Origin of the sequence: Myxococcus sp. MxC21-1, assembly GCF_032612255.1 — a bacterium.
In the GTDB taxonomy this organism is placed as follows: Bacteria; Myxococcota; Myxococcia; order Myxococcales; family Myxococcaceae; genus Myxococcus; species Myxococcus virescens.
On sequence record NZ_CP123278.1, the window covers coordinates 2,892,551 to 2,910,071 of the forward strand.

Below are 17,521 nucleotides of genomic sequence, written 5' to 3' on the forward strand. Positions count from 1 at the left end.
GCGGTGACCTAGGCTTCCATTCGGGGAGAGGTATTCGCGCGGACCGTGCGCGCGGGCTGCTGCGCGAGCGCCCGTGCGGTCGCGGCCACGGCGTAGGCGTTGCGCAGCACCGGCAGCCGGTCTGGCTGTTCCGCCAGCACGCGCTCGATGAGCGCCTGCGCGTGCGGCCCCATGGGCAGTCCCTTCAGGGAGGACAGCGCGGTGGTGGGCCACCGGCCCAGATGGTCCACACGCAGCTTCCAGGCCCGCGAGGCATCCATGCCGTCCACCGAATCCAGCGCTTCCTTCGTCTGCGGCGCGCCGCGCTCGCGCAGCGCCCAGGCCTCCTCGGTGTCCAGCCCCGTCAGCGAGCGGAGCACCAGCTTCAGCGCCTTGCCCGCCAGGGCCTCTCGCAGGCCTCGGGCCACCGGTGTGTCCAGGCCCTGGGTGCTGCGCAGCACCGCCAGCCGGTCATGCGGCAGCAGGACTTCGCGCAGCGCATCCGCCCGCGCCCCCGGGACACCGGTGAGGCTGCTCGCGACCTCCGAGAACAGCTTGCGCTGCATGCCCGCCTCGCGCACCAACCAGGACTCCTCACAGTCCTGGCCGGCGAGCCCCGCGAGCACGTCGGCCAGCCGCCCGTCCCGCATGGCGCGCTCGCGCAGGGCCCACGCCGGGGTTGAGCCATCGTTCTTGAGGCTCGCCAGCACCTCCGTGGGGGCCTGCGCGTACAGCCGCTGCCGCAACATGGCCGCGCGCGAGTCCATGCGGCCCGTGAGGCTGAAGGCCACCTCCGCGGGCGCCGGTCCGCCAGCACCTCGCGCAGCTCCATGGCCGGTACGTCCGCCAGGCCCACCATGCCGCGCGCGGTGAGGCCCGGGAAGCGCTCCGCGAAGGCCAGGCGCTGCTGGTGCGCGGCCAGGCCCGGGATTCCGCTCAGCATCCACACCGCGAGCGCCGGTTCGCGCTGCTCCACGGTGTCCAGCGTCTGGAAGAAGCGCTCTTCCAGGTTCTCGAGCGTCGTGGGGCTGGCATGCCGCGGCCGGGCCGGCGCCGGGACGATGCGCTGCACCTGCTGCTCGCGACCCTCCAGCCGGGCGACGACGGCGTCCACCAGCCGCTGCTCCAGCACGCGCAGAGGGACGTCGTTGTTCTCCAGGATGATCCACCGCTGCGGATCCTTCCGCGCCATCTCCAGGAAGGACTCGCGCACGCGCACCGCCAGGCCCGCGCCTACCAGTCCCTTCCGGCTGTCCCCATCATTGACGCGCTTGCTCTGGAGCTTGCCCAGGCGCTTGCGCAGCCGGGCGAGGTCCGGATCCACGTCCACCAGGATGACCAGGTCCGGCCACAGGCCCTGCGAGGCCAGCTCGCACGCGGGGCGCAACTCGTCCATGGGCAGCCCGCGGCCTCCACCGCTGAGCGCCAGTTGTGAGTACAGGTAGCGGTCGGTGATGCACACCTCGCCCCGGGATAGCGCGGGCGCCACCACCTCATCCAGTTGTTGGGCGTCCCGCGCCAGGTTGAGGAAGAACTCCGTGCGTGGAGACATCTCCAGCAGCCGGGAGTCTCGCGTCAGCTCCCGGATGCGCCGCGCCGCGGGCGCCTGCAACTCGCCGCCCTCCCGCGCATGCGCCACCCGGTAGCCCAGCCGCTTCAGCTTCGCGGCCAGCAGGTTGGAGAGCGTCGTCTTGCCGCTTCCGTCAATTCCCTCGAAGTCGATGAACACTGTGCCCTATCCCCCTGCGACGCCATCCGCGGCGAAAGCGTGGACCTTCGCCATTCCCTCTGCGAACTTGCTGTAGGCCGGCGCGCCGCCCGGATTGAGCGACGCCAGCCACTCGGGCAGCTCGTGCCCGAGATGCTTCACCTCCACCACCACTCGCGGCTCCACCCACTGCGCGGGCTCCAGCCGCTCCACCGACAACGCAAGCTGGGACAGCGCCTGCTCCGGCGCAATCCGGTGGTAGCGAATGTCCCGATCCACCGTCACCCGCCACGCCTGCGACGACTGGTACACGTGGCGCGTGTACGTCACCGCCAGCACCGGGCTGAGGCTGCCTCCGGCGATGAGCGGCAGCAGGCTGGCCCCGCCGTGCAGCACGCGGCCCAGGTCCGAGCGCGGCACCCAGACGCGGCGCTTCTGCGTGAGGCCGTGGCGCTCCCGTTTCACCTCCAGCACCACCCGCGCCTCGCCGTCCGCGCCCCGGTCCGGCGAGTACTCCTTCGTCCGAACCTTGAGACAGTCTTCCGGCGTGAGCAGTGCCCGCGCCGCCAGCGGGCCACCGGGCCGGTCGAAGTACACGGACACGATGCGCGTGGGCGGCGGCAGGTGCCCCTCCAGCTCCAGCGACAGGCGCGTGCCCAGGGCCGCGGCCGTCTTCTCCTCCAGCACCAGCTTGAATTCCCGCCGGAGCTTGGTGATTTCACCTTCCGCGAACGACAGCATCGTTTGGGTCTCCGTGCTCAGAAGCGTGCGCCGAGTTCGATGGAATGCTGCAGGCCAGGGAATTCATCGCCGGGGCGCAGCGCGCGCTCCGTCTGGAATTGGGCCCGGAAGCGGGTGCCGAGCAGCACGTTGAAGCCGCCCACCAGTGAATGTCCGTCCCCCCGCACCGTGTCGCCGCGAAGCTGCAAGGCCTCCACGCCCGCGACGGGCTGGATGGCCCATTCGTTGCCCACGTGGATGAGGTACTGGGCCAGCAGCATCTGCGCCGTGAAGGGCCCCAGGGGCAGCCGTCCGGAAATGGCCTCACCGGTGAAGACGAAGCCCGCCAGCTTCAGCTCCGCGTCCGCGGCCACCGCGTGCTTGCGCGCCAGGTCCATGGCTTCGGAGACGTAGGTGCTGACGCCCACGGTGAGCGGCTTGAAGTTGAAGGGCCGCAGGCTCACGCGGGCGGCGGCGTCCTCCTTCAACCGCGCGCCCGCCTCGTCGATGGCCCCCTGGAAGAAGCCCGCGGAGATCTTGAGCCCCCAGACCTGCTTCAGCCGGACTTCGCCCATCAGCCCCATGCGGCGGCCACCCATCTGATGGGTCTCCGTGATGTACTCCTCCACCAGTCCGCGGGTCTGGATGGGCAGGTCCCACGACGACTCCAGCGAGCGCTGGAGGAAGGGCGTCTTGAACTGGCCGCCGTAGAGGCGGAAGCGCTTGCGGTCATCCGCCAGACGCACGAAGGCGTCCTTGAGTATCTGCGAGTCCGCCAGGTCCGCCGTCACTTCGGCTTCCAGGTTGGGCAGTGACGTGCTCACGCCCACGCGTGCGTCCGCGATGGAGAGGCGGCGCTGGTACTGGTTGCGCTCGTCGGCGCGGGCCCGTGCGGATACGCGTCCGATGACGCGGATGGTCTGCGCCTCGCCCTTGGGCTTGTCGTCAATCGCGTCCGGATTCTCGCCCAGCGAGTCATCCTGGGGCTGACCGGGCCGCTGCTTCTTCTTGCGCTTGTTCGCGTCCTGCTCTGCCGACGCCCCGTCATCCGCTCCGGGGAGAGGACTCACGGAAGGCGGCTGCGCGCCGGGCGCAGGCCGCGACGGAGGCGGCAGGGCCTGGGCCATGGCGCCCTCGAGCTGCGTCTGCGCGTCGTCGTCCTCCTCCGGCGGCAAGGGCTCAGGCGGCTCAACGCCGTCCACCATGCCACCTGACAGAGGGTCATCCTCCACGGGCGCGGCAACTGCCTCCGTCCGTGGGCCGGGTGTCTTGGCGACAGCCCACGCCGGCATGCCCATCAAGATTGCGACGAGCAGGTTCCGCCTCGTCCGCTCATTCAGCCGCCACCCGCCCATGTCCACGCCTCCCCGACCGCCAGCGGAGCGCGTCCACTGCAACACGGGTGCCCGTTCGATGAGCGGACGCGGAGGGTTGGGGGAGGTTCGGTTCCGGACGAAAAGCGGGCCCGACGGCGCAGAAAAGCAGTGACCTGGTCGTCACGTTGCCGTGACAGGGAACGGAAGTTCCCAATGTCGCGGCAGGCGACCCTGTACGAATGCCCGTCGGTTGGAAGGAGTTACTGCCCGGACGGAGGATCGGCCGGTGGGGTGGGGACGCTGCCCGCTTCCGGCGTGGAGGGCGCCGCAGGTGGGGGCGGAGTCTCCGTTGCCCCAGGGGTGGATCCGGACGACTTCACGCGCCGCAGGACGTTGCGCAGGCCCAGGGCCAGCGCCGTGCCGGCACCCACCAGAATCAACACCCAGCCCATGCCGCGGGGCAGGGGCGAGCTGGCCACGGAGAAGCGCGCGGTGATCACCTTCAGGTGGGTCCCTCGGTATCGCACCTCCAGGTCCCAGGGGCCGGGCTGGTCCGGAGTGAACTGGGTGTGCCAGTTGACCCCGTCCCGCGTCAGCGTCTTCGTCTGCTGGGAAGGCGACCCGGTGGGGTGGAAGGTGACGGTGAGGGGGCCGTCGAATTCGGGACCCTCGAAATTGCCTACATGCAACGACACGGAGATGGGCTCTCCCTCTGTTGGCATGGCGGGGTGGAGGGTCCCCTGGAGGCGCTCCTCCGCGTCGGACCAGCGGAGCTCCAGAACGTCCCCACGGCGTTCGACACGAATCTGATCGTTCGCGGGAGCCGCAACCGTGGTAGTTGCAATGAGGAGGCTGGCGATCAGTGCCCATCCGGATTTGAATCCGGGGTGCCTTTGCCTCCGAAGTGCCTGTCCTCTAAGATGCGCTGCCCTGCTGCATTCCACCTGAGCCTGCTCCCCGCCGGCAATGTCCCGGGATGAACCCTCAATCATTCGGGAAATATCAGCTTCTTAAGAAGCTCGCCACGGGCGGCATGGCCGAGGTCTGGCTGGCGCGCCAGACGGGCATCGAGGGGTTCCACAAGAACCTCGTGGTGAAGCGCATCCTCCCGCACCTCGCGGAGGACCGTGAGTTCGTGGAGATGTTCCGGAACGAGGCGCTGATTGCGGCGCGCTTCAATCATCCGAACATCGCCCAGGTCTACGAGTTCGGCGAGGCCAACGGCACCTATTACATCGCCATGGAGTTCATCCACGGCGAGGACCTGGGCCGGGTGATGCGCAAGGCCGCCAGCACGGGGCAGTGGGTGGCGCGGCCGCTGGCTATTCGCATCGTCGCCGCCGCCTGTGAGGGCCTGCACTACGCCCACAGCCGCACGGATGACGCGGGCCGGCCCCTGCGCGTGGTGCACCGCGACATCTCGCCGCAGAACATCCTGATCAGCTTCGATGGCTCGGTGAAGCTGGTGGACTTCGGCATCGCCAAGGCCGCGGATCAGGCGTCGCTCACGAAGTCGGGCGCCATCAAGGGCAAGTTCGCGTACATGGCGCCGGAGCAGGCCGCCGGCAAGCCGCTGGACGGGCGCGCGGACATCTTCGCCATCGGCCTGGTGCTCTACGAGCTGCTCACGGGCGTGCGTCCGTTGAAGCGCGACTCGGAGCTGGCCACGCTGCAGGCCGCCATGGAGTGCGCCATCGCCGCGCCCTCCCAGGTGGCGGACGTTCCGGAGGAGATGGACCCGGTGGTGATGCGGGCCATCGCGAAGAACTCGGACGACCGCTACCGGGACGCGCGCCAGTTCCAGATGGCGCTGGAAGAGATTCTCGTCGGGCAGCGCTGGGTGGCCGGCTCGGTGCAGATCTCCGAGCTGATGGAGACGCTCTTCGCCGACCGTCTGGCCGAGGAGAAGGCCCAGGGCCAGGTGGTTCCCGTGGGCGAGGACTCCGCGAACTCCGGCACGCCCATGCCGCCCACGCCGCCGCCGCAGGAGCGTGGCCGCAGCCGCACCTCCGCCGCCGCGGACATGAACTGGGAGGCGCCTCCGGGCGAGGCCTCGGTTCGCGAGCGCCAGCGCGGCTCGTCTTCCCGCACGTCCATGGGGCCCCGGCGCACCTCGGCCGCGGTGCCCGCGGTGGAGCCCGATGAGCAGGGGGAGTGGGATGCGCCGTCCGGAATCGAGGAGGCCCCGCCGCCGCGCCGGAGCAGGACGTCCGCGGAGCTTCGCCGTCCGTCCAACCCCAACTCCACGCAGATTGCGCGGACGAGCTCTCGTTCGGACCTGAGCCGGACCGGCGTGGGCGACCCGCCCCCGCCTCGCCGCTCCGCCACGCGCGCCGCCCCCATCGTGGAGGATCCGGGGCCGCCGCCGTCCCGCTCGCGCGCGAGCATGGCGGCGGTCGATGAGCGCACCCGGATGGAGGACGAGGAGCTGGACGACGAGCGGACCATGCTTCCGCCGCCGGAGCCCGCGCCGCCTCCGCGCCGCCGGACCGGGATGCATTCCGGCATCCACCCCTCCGAGGCTTCGCCGCGCCGCCGCACGTCGAGCCGCGCGGAGATGCCGTCGCCCCCGCCGCGTTCGCGGACGTCGAGCGTCGCCCTGTCGCGTTCGCGCGCCGAGGACGCCGAGGTGGACCGGGCGCTGGAGAAGTCCGCGCGGAGCGCTCGCGCGGGTGTGGCCAAGCGGAACATCGCCACCGTCGGGTTCATCGTGGGGCTGGTGGCCGTGGGGGTGGTGTTCCACAAGCCCATCCTCTCGGTGCTCAACAGCCGCGCCTCCGACGGGCAGTCGGTGACGCTGTCGGTCAACACCAACGAGAAGGTGAAGGTCTCGGTGCGCCACACCGAACGCTGCGGCAGTCCGCAGCCGGTGACGGAGCTGGGGGAGACCCCCCTCGTCAATGCGACGGGCGTCCATCTCCAGGACACGCTCATCCTGGTGAATGAGCAGCAGGGCATCTACAAGGAGGAGGTCGACACGCTCGCCTTCGGTGAGCCCGGTCAGGCCAAGTCCTTCACCTACGAGTTCCGCCGGGGCCAGCTCCAGCTGACGCTGAAGCCGGACGGTCTGCGCGGTATCTCCGTGAAGCGCAATGGCCAGGACCAGGGCACCTACCTGGGCAACAAGGGCATGAAGCTCGACCTCATGGAGGGCCGCCACAAGCTGGAGCTGCAGGGCGGGCCCCTGAAGGAGCCCTTCATGTTCGAGGTCGAAATCAAGCCCGGCCTCATCAACAAGCAGACCGAAGACTTGTCCGCCTTCGTGGGCTAGCGGCGTGCTGCCCCGTCAGTAGCGGGGCAGGCTGGGGTCCACCTGCAGGGAGTACAGGTCGATGCCGCCTCGCAGCGACACCGCGTCGATGCCCAGCGACATCAGGTAGGCCGCGCCGTCCAGGCTGCGCACGCCATGGTGGCAGTAGACCACCACGGGCCGGCCGCGCAGGGCTTCCAGTTCATCCGCGCGCTCTTCCAATTCAGGCAGGGGAATCAGCAGCGAATCCGGCAGGGCCACCCACGCATTCTCCGTGGGAAAACGCACGTCGAGCAGCGCGGGGCGGGACTCCGCGGGGCCGGCGAGCATCTCGGCGAGGCGGGTGGGGGTAATCTCGGGGATGGGCATGGCGTGACGTCCTCAGGCGGGCGTGGGGGCGGCGCAGAAGCGCTCGTAGTCGATGAGCTCCACTTTCGCGCCCGGCGCGCACACGGGGCACTGTGTGTCCCGACGCAGCTTGAGCTCCTGGAAGCGGGTGCCCAGCGCGTCGAAGGTCAGCAGTCGCCCCACCAGGGGCTCCCCCTGGCCGAGGATGAGCTTGAGCGCCTCGGTGGCCTGGAGCAGACCGATGAGTCCGGGCAGCACGCCCAGGACGCCGGCTTCCGCGCATGAGGGCGCCAGTTCGGGCGGGGGCGGGGCGGGGTAGAGGCAGCGGTAGCAGGGGCCCTGGCCGGGGACGAAGGACGTCACCTGGCCCTCGAAGCGGAAGATGGAGCCGTGGACGTTGGGCTTGCCGAGCATGACGCACGCGTCATTGAGCAGATAGCGCGTGGGGAAGTTGTCCCCGCCATCCAGCACCAGGTCGAAGCCCTCCAGAATCGTCAACACGTTGTGCGAGGTGAGGCGCTCCTCGAAGCCCACCACCTTCACGTCTGGATTGAGCGCCTCGATGGCGGCTCGGGCGCTGGCCACCTTGGGCTGGCCCTGACGCTCGCGGGTGTGGATGACCTGCCGCTGGAGGTTGCTCAGGTCGACCACGTCCGAGTCGACGATGCCCAGTGTTCCGACGCCTGCGGCCGCGAGGTACAGCGCCGCCGGTGAGCCCAGTCCGCCAGCGCCCAGCAGCAGGACGCGGGCTTGAAGCAGCTTGGCCTGGCCCGCCTCACCTACCTCGGGGAGGCTCAGGTGGCGGCGGTAGCGCTCCTTCTGCTCCGCGGTGAGGACGAAGGGCTTCTCCACTGGCAGGGCGGCGTCACTCCACCGGTTGTAGCCGCCGGCCAGGGAGGACACACGCTCGTACCCCAGCTCCTTCAGCGTCTTGGCGGCCAGGGCGGAGCGGGTGCCTCCGGCGCAGTAGACGACCAGCTCCTCGTCCCGCTGGACCTGGCTTTCGATGCGCAGCTCCAGATAACCCCTGGGAATATGGAGGGCGCCGGGCAGCCGGCCACCGGCGTATTCGTCCGCTTCCCGGACGTCCAGCAGCCGCACGGAGGCCCGGGCGTCCAGCAGCCGCTTCACGTCGTCCACGGAGACCTCGCGAATCTCCTGTTTCACTCCGGCCAGCAGCGTCTGGAAGGTCCGAGCCATGTCGGATGCATATAACCCAGGGGCTGGGCCCATGGATTTTCCGGGCCCGGGCGTTATAAGTCCCCTAGAGGAGACATGGATATGGACAGCACCCCCACGACTTCCGCCGCCCCCGCCGCCTCGCCGGCTTCCCAGGCCACTCCGGTGGCCGTGCGCCTCACGGACGCCGCCATCCAGCAGGTGAAGAGCGTCATCAAGGCCCAAGGCTTCGAGGGCTACTTCTTCTCCATCCGCGTCGTGCCCGCTGGCTGCAGCGGCCTGGGCTATGACTTGAACCTGGTCAAGGAGTCCAAGGCCGGTGACACCGTCTGGGAGCAGGACGGCGTGAAGATCGCTTCCGACCCGATGAGCAGCCAGTACCTCGGGGGCACGGAGATTGACTACGTCTCCGCCATCACCGGCTCGGGCTTCAAGTTCAACAACCCGAACGCGAAGTCCTCCTGCGGCTGCGGCACGTCGTTCACGACCTGAGCCGCACCGCCGCGGTAGCGCCCGTGACACGGGCGGGAAGGCCGGGCCGGGGCGGATGCTCCGCCCGGCCTTCGTGCGTCAGGCACCCGCGATGGGCGTCATCACCTTCAACCAGGACTGGTTCTCCTTCTGCCGGGCCAGTCGCAGCGTCCGGCGTGTCTGGGCCTCCTGGAAGGCCATGCGGTCCGCATCCGTCTCCATCAGCAGGGGCGGCACCGGCACGCGCTGGCCGTCCTTGTCGATGGCCACGAAGGTCAGCAGCGCGCTGGTGGTGAGGTGACGCTCGCCGGTGAGCGGGTTCTCCGCGTGCACCGTGACGCCCACCTCCATGGAGGTGCGGAAGGCGGCCAGCACCCGGCCGTGCAGCAGCGCGATCCAGCCCACCTTGATGGGGGCGTGGAAGTGCAAATCATCCATGGAGGCCGTCACCACGACCTGCCGGCAGTGGCGCTGCGCGGCCACGGCCCCACAGATGTCAATCCACTGCATCACCTTGCCGCCGAAGGCAGCATCCAGGTTGTTGGCGTCCGGAGGCAGGATGAGCTGGGTCATCACCACCTCCGTGTCCTTCGGATTCTTCGCGCTCAGGTCGGTCATCTCGCACCTTGGGTTGTCGGACGGAGCCTGCGGCCGGGCCGCGCCGGTTCATCCGGTGGATATCCCAAGCGCTAACGCGATGGGCCAGACAATGTCCGCGCAGGTGACAGGCGCGGGCGCGGCGCTCAGGCCAGGAAGGTGGAGACGCGGTCGAGGAACTCCTCGCGTCCCCGGCCTCGCCGGATGTCCTGCTTCGACACATCCATGGTGAGGCAGTCCACGCCGTACTTCTCCTGCAGCACCAGGGGGAAGCTGGCGTAGTAGCCGTTGAGTCCCCGAAGGAACTGGTGGCGGATGCCCTTCTCCTCCTCGCGTCCCCGGGTGCGGATGCGCTGGAGGAGCACCTCCACGCTGCCGACCTCGAAGCAGATGACCTTGTCGGGCCGGATGATGTGGCGCGACAGCCGCTGGAAGTACTCGTAGTACAGGTCCAGCTCCGCGTTCGTCAGGTGTCCCAGGCCGTGGAGGTACTTGGCGAAGATTTCCGGGTCCTCGTACAGGGTGCGGTCCTGCACGCAGCTGCGGCGGTACGAATGGATGAGCTCGTGGTGTTCGACGCGCCGGATGAGGAACTCGAGCTGGAGCGTGAAGGACCACCGCGACATGTCCGCGTAGTAGTCACGCAGGAATCGGTTGTCGATGACGGGCTCGTCGAACAGCTCGTAGCCGAAGGCCTGGCTGATCATCTTCGCCGCCGTCGTCTTGCCCGCGCCGATGTTGCCCGCCAGCGCCACGAAGCGCCGCGCCTTGGGCACCTTGACGCGCATCGTGTTGCGGGGACGCGGGGTGGTCGCGGGGGCCTCTTCCTGGGCGGGGGCGGCCTGGGCGGGCTTCGAGCGCGTACGAGCGGTGGTGCGAGGCATGAATCCGGGGCTTATCCCGGCTTCGAGGGGTCGTCCATGATCTGCCTCAGGACGTCCGGCCGGTCGGTCATGATGCCGCCGACGCCTTCCGCCAGGAGCTGGTGCATCTCCTTCGGGTCATCCACCGTCCAGACGTTGACCCACTTGCCCCGGGCCGCGCACTGCTGGAGGAAGTCCGTGTCCACCAGCCGGACCTCACCGAAGTAGAGCGGCATGTCGAGCACGGTGTAGCGCGGGTCCTCCGGCGGCGTGTCCCCGCCACGCAGGGCGATGACGAAGGCCGCGAGCGCATCGCGGGGATAGAAGTGGCAGGCGGAAGGGAGACGCTCCGCCAGCCGCTCGGCCACGGTGTCCAGCTCGCTGCCCATGCACACCCGCTCCAGGGCGCCTTCCTCTTGAAGCACCTGGGCGAAGGTGTCCTCGATGCCGGGGACATCCGGCTTGAGCTCCACGTTGAGGCGCAGGTTGGGGAAGGCGCGCAGCAGTTCGCGGAAGCTGGGGATGCGCACGCCCTGGCCCCGGAACGGGAAGGTGCGGCCTTCATCGGGCGTGAAGTGAAAGCCCGCGTCCAGCCGCTGGAGTTCGGCCAGCGTGAGCGCGGCCAGCGGGCCCGTGCCGTCCGTGCAGCGCTCCAACGTGACGTCATGGGCAACGACGAGCTCCCCGTCCCGGGTGAGGTGGAGGTCGAGCTCCAGCATGTCCGTGCGATAGCGCTCCACGGCCTGCCGGAAGGCCGCCAGTGTGTTCTCCGGCGCCACGGCCGCGCCTCCACGGTGGGCGATGTGCAGCGTGGGCCGCAGGCCGCGGAGGAAGGGGAGGGGAGAGGATGCCATGCCGCCAGTGTAGCGACTGGCGGCGTGGGGCTGGCTAGCGGTTGAAGCGGTAGACGAAGATTCGTGCAGGGGCGCCGCCAGGGCTGGCGTCCCAGGCCACCCAGGGGGTGCCGTCCGTATCCAACTGGAGCGACACCGTGGCGGCGTCGTTGGACTCCGGAATCGCACTGGGCGCAGTGCCGAGCGGCAGCCAGGCGTCGCCGGTCCACGTCCGGACGTGCACGCGTCTGGCGGTGCCCTCTTCTTCGATCCAGGCGATGACCGGGGTGCCCTCGCTGTCCAATGCGAGCGCGGGGCTGTCCGCGGGGGTGTTGCCGGGAGCTGCGCTGAGAGGGCCGCCCAGTGCCTTCCACTGGCGGTCTTCCCACTGACGCACGTGGATGTCCGTCGCCGTTGTGCCAGAGCCGCTGGGATTGGATTCCTTCCAGGCGAGGACAGGCACGTCCGCGGCCGATACCTTCAAGACGGGCTGAGACGCGAAGGTGCCACCAGCGTGGTGCCTGATGGCTCCGCCCAACGCGTTCCAGCCTACGGCCGTGCGTTGCTTGACGAAGATGCGCGCGTCCTGGGTCGGCGTACCTCCATCTTGAATGACTTCAGCCCAGGCGACGACCGGGAGCCGCGAGCTGTTCAACGACAGGGTGGGGGTGGAGACGATTCCGCACTGTTCTGGAGCGCCGCGAGACGGGCTGTCGACTTGAAGCCAGTTTCCGTCGCTCTGTGTCTGGACGGCGAGATGGACGTCACCCTGGCAGCCGAATCCCGAGTAGGCGCCAGTTCCGTGCGCGAGAAAGGGTGTCCCCGCTGTGTCGAACGCGAAGGAGGGGGCTTCGCGCTGCTCGGGCCAGTTCGTAGGCCACGCCGTGTCCCAGTCGCTGGCGGTCAGTGCAAAGCGTTCCCACGTGGTGCCCGCCCAGCGATGGATGGCCGTTTCGGCCACGTCGACAGGGTTGAGTTCTTCGTCCACTCGTTTGAAAAAGTGGGAGAAGGCAACGACCGGTTCGCCGTCGTTGCTGAACCGGAGGTCGGCGGTGGTGCTGGCGGGCTTCAGGACGGAGCCCAGTCGCTCCCAGCGCTGCCCCGTCCAGCGACGTACCCCCACGCCGTTGTCGACCTGGAACGCAACGACCGCGTCTTGCGGAGCGTGTCCCCTGAGCGCCAGCCGTGACAGGGTCGCAGCACCTTCTTCGATGACGAGCCCGTCGCGGGGACCGACAGGGAGCCACGCAGGGACGTTCCAGGACCAACTCACCGAAGGCTCTACTACTGGGTTCCCCGCGAGGTCCCGGACACCGGTGAGCTTCACCTCCACAGCTCGGGGCAGCGGAAGCTCGACGCCGGCTTGAATCTCCAGGGTCCGCTGGGATTCGGAGAGGCTCAGTGTCCTGGCGACGCTTTCACCGTTGACGAGGAGTTCGACGCTCAATGCGGCGAGACTGTCGGGATGGAGCGCTTCGGAGAACTCGACCCGGATGGGGCGGGATGCGCTGACGTCCTCTTCCCCGTCGGCCGGCGCTCTCAGGGCGATGGTAGGCGGTGTCCGGTCGATGGTGACGACGAGTGGCTCGCTCTGCCACGTCGCGTTCTGGAGCCTGACACGGGCAGTCAGGGAGTGTTGCCCTTCGGTATGCGCCGAGGTGTCCCATGCGAATTCGGTCGGGGCCGTGACGTTCCCAAGGGATGCGCCATCGAGCAGGAGCTCGACGTCGTCGGGCGACTCGCCGTTGGTTTCGATGTGGACGGTGACCGTGCCGCGAACATGGGTCGCGCCCCCGGCGAGTTGGAGCCTGACATAGGGCGTCCCGCTGTCCGGGAGTCCCGGTGGCTCGACGACGTCGGGGACATTGATGCAGGCCGTCAGGACGCCGAAGCCAAGCAGGGCGGTGAGACACGTTTTGGAGGTCATGAAGTGAACGAGTGCAGGACGCATTCCATGGTGGCATGCCGCGTGCGGCGCAAGCCAGGCCATGAGGCGAGGGTGGCGGTGTTCCCATCGCCGGACGGGAATCCGGCCGCATGGACCTTCAAGCCCGCGATGAGCGCTGACGTGAGCGCCACGCGCTGGCTCGCGAACACGCACGGTGCATCACGGCAGTCTGGATTTCACGACAGACACGTGGTCGCAGGAATCGTTCACTCGGCGCAACAGGGAGGGTCGCGATTTCACCAGACCGACACCTCCAACAAGGAGGCTTCCTTGCCGCCCCCCTCGCGGCACCGGTATAAGGCGCCAACCCCCTGGCCGACAGGCGTCGGTGTTCACGAACCGCGGCGCCGGAACGAATGGAGATTCTCGAAATGCAACTGCGCAAGACGCTAGGCGCGGCGGCGCTGGTGACCGCGGCGACGATGGCATCCATGGCTGGCTGTTCTGGCCGTGACGACGATACGGATCCGCCTCAGGCGGATGCGGGCTGCATCGGCACCTGTAGCCCGGACTCCGGGACGGGTGACGCGGGCACGGGCGACGCGGGCACGGGTGACGCGGGCGTCCAGACGGTGACCATCCGCGAGGCGCGCCTCCTGGACGACCGTCCGCAAATCATCCTGGAGGGCGTCGTCGTCACGACGGTGGCCTATGTCTCTTCGAACGACAAGGGCGTTTCGGCGGACTTCTGGGTGGCTGATCCGAACAACGCCCAGGACGGCATCTTCGTCCAGAAGTACCGGACGGATCCTCCGACCACGTACGTGCCTGCGAAGGGCGACGTCGTGACCATCCAGGGCTACGTCCAGAACAACAGCCGCTTCCGGGACCGCGAGGGCTACCGCAAGGTCCTGAAGAACAACTTCGACTTCCGCGGCGCCGGCGAAGCCACCCCGATGGTCATCACCAAGACGGGCACGATGACGCCGCCCAACGACATCGTGGTCAGCATCGACAACGGCTTCGGCAACTCGGATGGTGGCTCTGGCCGGCCCAACCTGGACCACGCGGGCGCTCGCGTCCACATCCAGGGACCGCTGACGCTCACGGACGCCAACCCCATGGCCCTGAAGCGGCTCGCCACTCCCGATGGCGGTGAAGACACCGTGCACTTCGGCTTTGAGGTCTCCGGCGGCGTGCTCGTGAACAACAACAGCACCTTCGGTACGACGACCGATGGTGGCACGCAGCGCTGCGATTACCGGATGATGGTGAACGACGGTGGCTCCGTGACCTTCCCGGACGGCATCCGCGGCGTGTGGGACACCTTCACCCACGCGCCCTGCATGGACGGTGGCACCAGCACGTTCAGCTGCTTCAACGACGCGGGCGTGATTCCCGGCACGACGAACACGTGGACGACGGTGCTCTACCCCGAGGGTTGTGACGACCTGCAGGGTGTGGTCACGGAGCCCGAGACGCTTCGTCCGGCCGCCCCCGGCGCCCAGACGGAGTAAGGGCCCGCGACGAGGGCGTGCCCCTCGTCGGTTGATTCGGCCGCCCCTCGCCCACCCGGGGAGGGGCGGCTTCTTTTTGGGCCCGGAAGGCGGGGTGGGTGTCCGGAACCCACCGATGCGGGTCCCTGGCTCCCAGGAGCCGGTGATTGTGGGTAAGCTCCGGAAAAGTCCAGTCCATTCACCTTCAGACAGACGGCCTTTCTTCGTGAGCTCGCCCCAGACGGCCATTCCGTTCGGTAACTACCTGCTGATCAAGCGGCTCGCCGTGGGAGGCATGGCGGAGCTGTTCCTGTCCCAGCGGCCGCCGGACCCCGAACTGGTGGTGCTCAAGCGCATCCTCCCGTACCTCTCGGAGGAGCCCGAGTTCGTCCAGATGTTCCTGGACGAGGCGCGCATCGCCGCGCAGCTCCACCACCCCAACATCGTGCAGGTGCACGAGCTGGGGAAGGAGGGCGACAACATCTTCATCGCCATGGAGTACGTGGAGGGCGTGGACCTGCGGCGCGTCATGGCCGAGGAGTCCAAGTTCGGCGCCACGGTGCCCTATGGCGTGGCCGCGCGCATCTGCGCGCAGGTGGCCGCCGGCCTGGACTACGCGCACCACAGCCGCGGCGTGGATGGGCGCCCGCTGGAGTTGATCCACCGCGACGTCAGCCCGCAGAACGTGATGATTGGCTACGACGGGCGCGTCAAGCTGGTCGACTTCGGCATCGCCAAGGCGGGCGCGTTCATGGAACGCAGCAAGCCGGGCGTCATCAAGGGCAAGTTCCTCTACCTGGCGCCGGAGCAGGTGTCGCAGGAGCGGCTGGACCACCGCGCGGACATCTTCGCGCTGGGCACCATGCTGTACGAAATCACCACCGGCCGGCAGCCCTTCGCCAAGCCGACGACGGAGGGCATCCTCTACGCCATCCGCTACGAGGACCCGTCGCCGCCGCACCTGCTTCGCGACGATTACCCGCCAGCGCTCTCGCGCATCGTCATGCGCTGCCTCACCAAGGACCGCGCCCTGCGCTACCAGCGCGCGTCGGAGGTGCACGACGCGCTGGAGGCCTTCCTCGCCTCCGGCACCCTCCGGCAGAGCCTGGACGTGTCGGAGTACATCGGCCGGCTGCTGGGCGAGGAGGAGGAGCGCACCATCCTCCACATCCCCGAGGCCAAGGGCCCCGGCCGGCGTGAAGCCACCGTGCCACTGCAGGGCGCTCGGCTCTCCCAGGACGCCGAGCCGCCGCGGCGCCCGTCCGTGCTGGAGTCCACCGCCCCCACCCTGTCCTCGACCACGCCCGAGTCCGACCTGGCCTCGGTGCCCAGCGCGCAGCTCACGCCCGGCCTCACCGCTCGGCCCACGCCTCGCCGCGCCTCCAGGGACTCGGTGCCGGTGTCCTTCTCCGGTGACGAGCCGGAGCCCGCCACGTTGATGGCGCGCCCGCGTGATCTGCCTGCCCTCCAGGCGGAGGACGACGACGAGGATTCGGAGATGTCCACCGCCGTCGCCACCTCGCCCGTGGGGTACCGGGCCACGGCGCCGGTGGTGGAGGACCTGGACATCGGCGACGGAGAGTCCACCGTGCCGCAGCGGAGTCGGCCCAGAGACATTCCATCCCGTCCTGCCTCGACACCGCCGGCTCCGGCTCGCCGCTCCTCGCCGCACATGGCGCCTCCTCCCGCGCGCGTGGCGGAGCCGTCCCGCACGCGTCGCCCCGGCCCGTCGTCTCCCTCCCACGTGGCGGCCTCGCGCCGGCCCCCTCCGCCGGAGGAGGACGCGGCTCCTTCCGTGTCCATCACGCCGGTGCCTCCGCGTCGCGCACTCTCGCTGGACCTGGAGCTCTCCCAGTCCGTCTCCCTGACTCCCGCCACGGTGAATCAGCGGCCGCAGCCACCGAGGAGCCCGCCGCCGTCCCGAGGCGGCCGGCACAAGGAGGAGGACGACGAAGACTTCCTCCATGCCGACCTGAGCCAGTCCTCGCTGGAGTACACCGACCCTCGGCCCACGCTCCGGGATGATCCGGACGATGACGAGTCCACCATGGGCTATGGCGGGGACTCGGGCGAGTTCACCGCCGACACGCGGGCCATGCCGCCCGAGCGCAAGCGTCCGGTGGCGCTGGTGGTCGCGTGCGTCGTGGGGCTCCTCGCCCTGGGCATGGGCCTGACGTGGTGGTTCTGGGGCGGCGCGCACGGAGCATCGGCGAGGCAGCCTCAGGACTTGTCGGTCGGCGCGCTGGACCCGCGGGGAACGGCGTCACCCGTCGTCCGGCCCGCCACGGGACAGGCGCTGCCTGCCGCCACACTCACGAACACGCCCCCCGTGGCGCAAGACGACGGACGCCCGGAAGCGACGGCGCCGACTGAATCGGCGAAGCCTCCGGAGCCGCGAGCAACAGCGTCCCCTGAGGCCAACGCGGACGCGCCGCTCGCGGCCACCGCTGAAGTCTCTCGGGTGAGCGTCCGCTTCGATGCCCCCGCCCGTACGGTGCTGCGGCGCGAGGGGGGCGAGCGCCTCCCCATCAACACCCTGGTCTCGCTGCCCGCGGGCCCCATCCGGGTGAGCTACCAGTGCCCGGGGCGTCGGAAGCCGAAGGGTACAAAACCCTACCTCATAGAGCCGGCGAGCGAGGGGCCGCTCGTCCTGCAGATTCCATGCAAGAAGCGACGCCAGTGACATCGGGCGTTTGAAGCGTATGCGGCATCCTGCCCCAGCGGCGGACAAGTGGGCCCTGGTGGGCTTGAGTGGCCTTAAGTCGTTGGAATTCCAGGGCTTTCGCCTTCCCGAGCGCGTTTACACATGTCAGACGGGTCCGTAGAATCCGGAACCCTTATGGCGCGCCCGAAGAGTCAGAAAAACGTAATCA

13 protein-coding genes and 1 pseudogene are annotated in these 17,521 nt (G+C 69.1%); 4 read left to right on the forward strand and 10 right to left on the reverse strand.

Annotation, left to right across the window (positions count from 1 at the left end; translation table 11 throughout):
- Nucleotides 1-8: 8 nt before the first annotated feature.
- The 4 genes and pseudogenes from tmk to QEG98_RS13485 all read right to left on the reverse strand — a co-directional run bounded on the left by tmk (nt 9) and on the right by QEG98_RS13485 (nt 4,445).
- Nucleotides 9-1,708, reverse strand: a pseudogene (gene tmk, locus QEG98_RS13470) (dTMP kinase).
- A gap of 6 nt (nt 1,709-1,714) precedes the next feature.
- On the reverse strand, nt 1,715-2,428 hold the full coding sequence (locus tag QEG98_RS13475) for a VTC domain-containing protein (RefSeq protein WP_316566999.1): 714 nt from the start codon (nt 2,426-2,428) through the stop codon (nt 1,715-1,717).
- Between the two features lie 17 nt (nt 2,429-2,445).
- Entirely contained in the window at nt 2,446-3,807 is a 1,362-nt protein-coding gene (locus tag QEG98_RS13480) for a hypothetical protein (RefSeq protein ID WP_316567000.1), read from the reverse strand.
- 176 nt (nt 3,808-3,983) lie between these two features.
- Nucleotides 3,984-4,445, reverse strand: coding sequence for a hypothetical protein (locus QEG98_RS13485; protein WP_090489259.1), 462 nt, complete (start codon nt 4,443-4,445; stop codon nt 3,984-3,986).
- Nucleotides 4,446-4,699: 254 nt separating this feature from the next.
- Here QEG98_RS13485 and QEG98_RS13490 point away from each other — a divergent pair, with 254 nt between their 5' ends.
- Nucleotides 4,700-6,994, forward strand: coding sequence for a serine/threonine protein kinase (locus tag QEG98_RS13490; RefSeq protein WP_316567001.1), 2,295 nt, complete (start codon nt 4,700-4,702; stop codon nt 6,992-6,994).
- A 15-nt stretch (nt 6,995-7,009) separates the two neighbouring features.
- On the opposite strand, the gene QEG98_RS13495 is transcribed toward QEG98_RS13490, so the two are convergent.
- Nucleotides 7,010-7,342: a rhodanese-like domain-containing protein gene (locus tag QEG98_RS13495; protein WP_316567002.1), complete on the reverse strand. Its 333-nt coding sequence runs from the start codon at nt 7,340-7,342 to the stop codon at nt 7,010-7,012.
- Between the two features lie 12 nt (nt 7,343-7,354).
- On the reverse strand, nt 7,355-8,521 hold the full coding sequence (moeB, locus tag QEG98_RS13500; RefSeq protein WP_316567003.1) for a molybdopterin-synthase adenylyltransferase MoeB: 1,167 nt from the start codon (nt 8,519-8,521) through the stop codon (nt 7,355-7,357).
- An 81-nt stretch (nt 8,522-8,602) separates the two neighbouring features.
- Between moeB and QEG98_RS13505 the strand changes: the two genes are divergently transcribed.
- Nucleotides 8,603-8,992, forward strand: coding sequence for a HesB/IscA family protein (locus QEG98_RS13505; RefSeq protein WP_090489251.1), 390 nt, complete (start codon nt 8,603-8,605; stop codon nt 8,990-8,992).
- 78 nt (nt 8,993-9,070) lie between these two features.
- Here QEG98_RS13505 and QEG98_RS13510 read toward each other — a convergent pair whose 3' ends face one another.
- The 4 genes from QEG98_RS13510 to QEG98_RS13525 all read right to left on the reverse strand — a co-directional run bounded on the left by QEG98_RS13510 (nt 9,071) and on the right by QEG98_RS13525 (nt 13,191).
- Nucleotides 9,071-9,589, reverse strand: coding sequence for an acyl-CoA thioesterase (locus QEG98_RS13510; RefSeq protein WP_316567004.1), 519 nt, complete (start codon nt 9,587-9,589; stop codon nt 9,071-9,073).
- A 125-nt stretch (nt 9,590-9,714) separates the two neighbouring features.
- Nucleotides 9,715-10,452 (reverse strand): deoxynucleoside kinase, encoded by a 738-nt coding sequence (locus tag QEG98_RS13515; protein ID WP_316567005.1) that lies wholly within the window; start codon nt 10,450-10,452, stop codon nt 9,715-9,717.
- An 11-nt stretch (nt 10,453-10,463) separates the two neighbouring features.
- Nucleotides 10,464-11,285, reverse strand: coding sequence for a glycerophosphodiester phosphodiesterase (locus QEG98_RS13520; RefSeq protein ID WP_316567006.1), 822 nt, complete (start codon nt 11,283-11,285; stop codon nt 10,464-10,466).
- A gap of 34 nt (nt 11,286-11,319) precedes the next feature.
- A complete protein-coding gene (locus tag QEG98_RS13525; RefSeq protein WP_316567007.1) occupies nt 11,320-13,191 on the reverse strand; it encodes an Ig-like domain-containing protein in 1,872 nt (623 codons plus the stop codon).
- Between the two features lie 377 nt (nt 13,192-13,568).
- Here QEG98_RS13525 and QEG98_RS13530 point away from each other — a divergent pair, with 377 nt between their 5' ends.
- Together QEG98_RS13530 and QEG98_RS13535 are read left to right on the forward strand one after the other, a co-directional pair.
- Nucleotides 13,569-14,669 (forward strand): hypothetical protein, encoded by a 1,101-nt coding sequence (locus tag QEG98_RS13530; protein ID WP_316567008.1) that lies wholly within the window; start codon nt 13,569-13,571, stop codon nt 14,667-14,669.
- Between the two features lie 205 nt (nt 14,670-14,874).
- Nucleotides 14,875-17,331 carry a serine/threonine-protein kinase gene (locus tag QEG98_RS13535; RefSeq protein WP_316567009.1) on the forward strand — a complete coding sequence of 819 codons (2,457 nt, stop codon included), beginning with the start codon at nt 14,875-14,877 and terminating at the stop codon, nt 17,329-17,331.
- Nucleotides 17,332-17,521 lie beyond the last annotated feature (190 nt).

Coding starts and splice junctions, on each gene's coding strand:
- QEG98_RS13475 (WP_316566999.1), bottom strand. CDS start 2,428: ATGCTGTCGTTCGCGGAAGGTGAAATCACCAAGCTCCGGCGGGAATTC.
- QEG98_RS13485 (WP_090489259.1), bottom strand. CDS start 4,445: ATGCCAACAGAGGGAGAGCCCATCTCCGTGTCGTTGCATGTAGGCAAT.
- QEG98_RS13490 (WP_316567001.1), top strand. CDS start 4,700: ATGAACCCTCAATCATTCGGGAAATATCAGCTTCTTAAGAAGCTCGCC.
- QEG98_RS13495 (WP_316567002.1), bottom strand. CDS start 7,342: ATGCCCATCCCCGAGATTACCCCCACCCGCCTCGCCGAGATGCTCGCC.
- moeB (WP_316567003.1), bottom strand. CDS start 8,521: ATGGCTCGGACCTTCCAGACGCTGCTGGCCGGAGTGAAACAGGAGATT.
- QEG98_RS13505 (WP_090489251.1), top strand. CDS start 8,603: ATGGACAGCACCCCCACGACTTCCGCCGCCCCCGCCGCCTCGCCGGCT.
- QEG98_RS13510 (WP_316567004.1), bottom strand. CDS start 9,589: ATGACCGACCTGAGCGCGAAGAATCCGAAGGACACGGAGGTGGTGATG.
- QEG98_RS13515 (WP_316567005.1), bottom strand. CDS start 10,452: ATGCCTCGCACCACCGCTCGTACGCGCTCGAAGCCCGCCCAGGCCGCC.
- QEG98_RS13520 (WP_316567006.1), bottom strand. CDS start 11,285: ATGGCATCCTCTCCCCTCCCCTTCCTCCGCGGCCTGCGGCCCACGCTG.
- QEG98_RS13525 (WP_316567007.1), bottom strand. CDS start 13,191: ATGACCTCCAAAACGTGTCTCACCGCCCTGCTTGGCTTCGGCGTCCTG.
- QEG98_RS13530 (WP_316567008.1), top strand. CDS start 13,569: ATGGAGATTCTCGAAATGCAACTGCGCAAGACGCTAGGCGCGGCGGCG.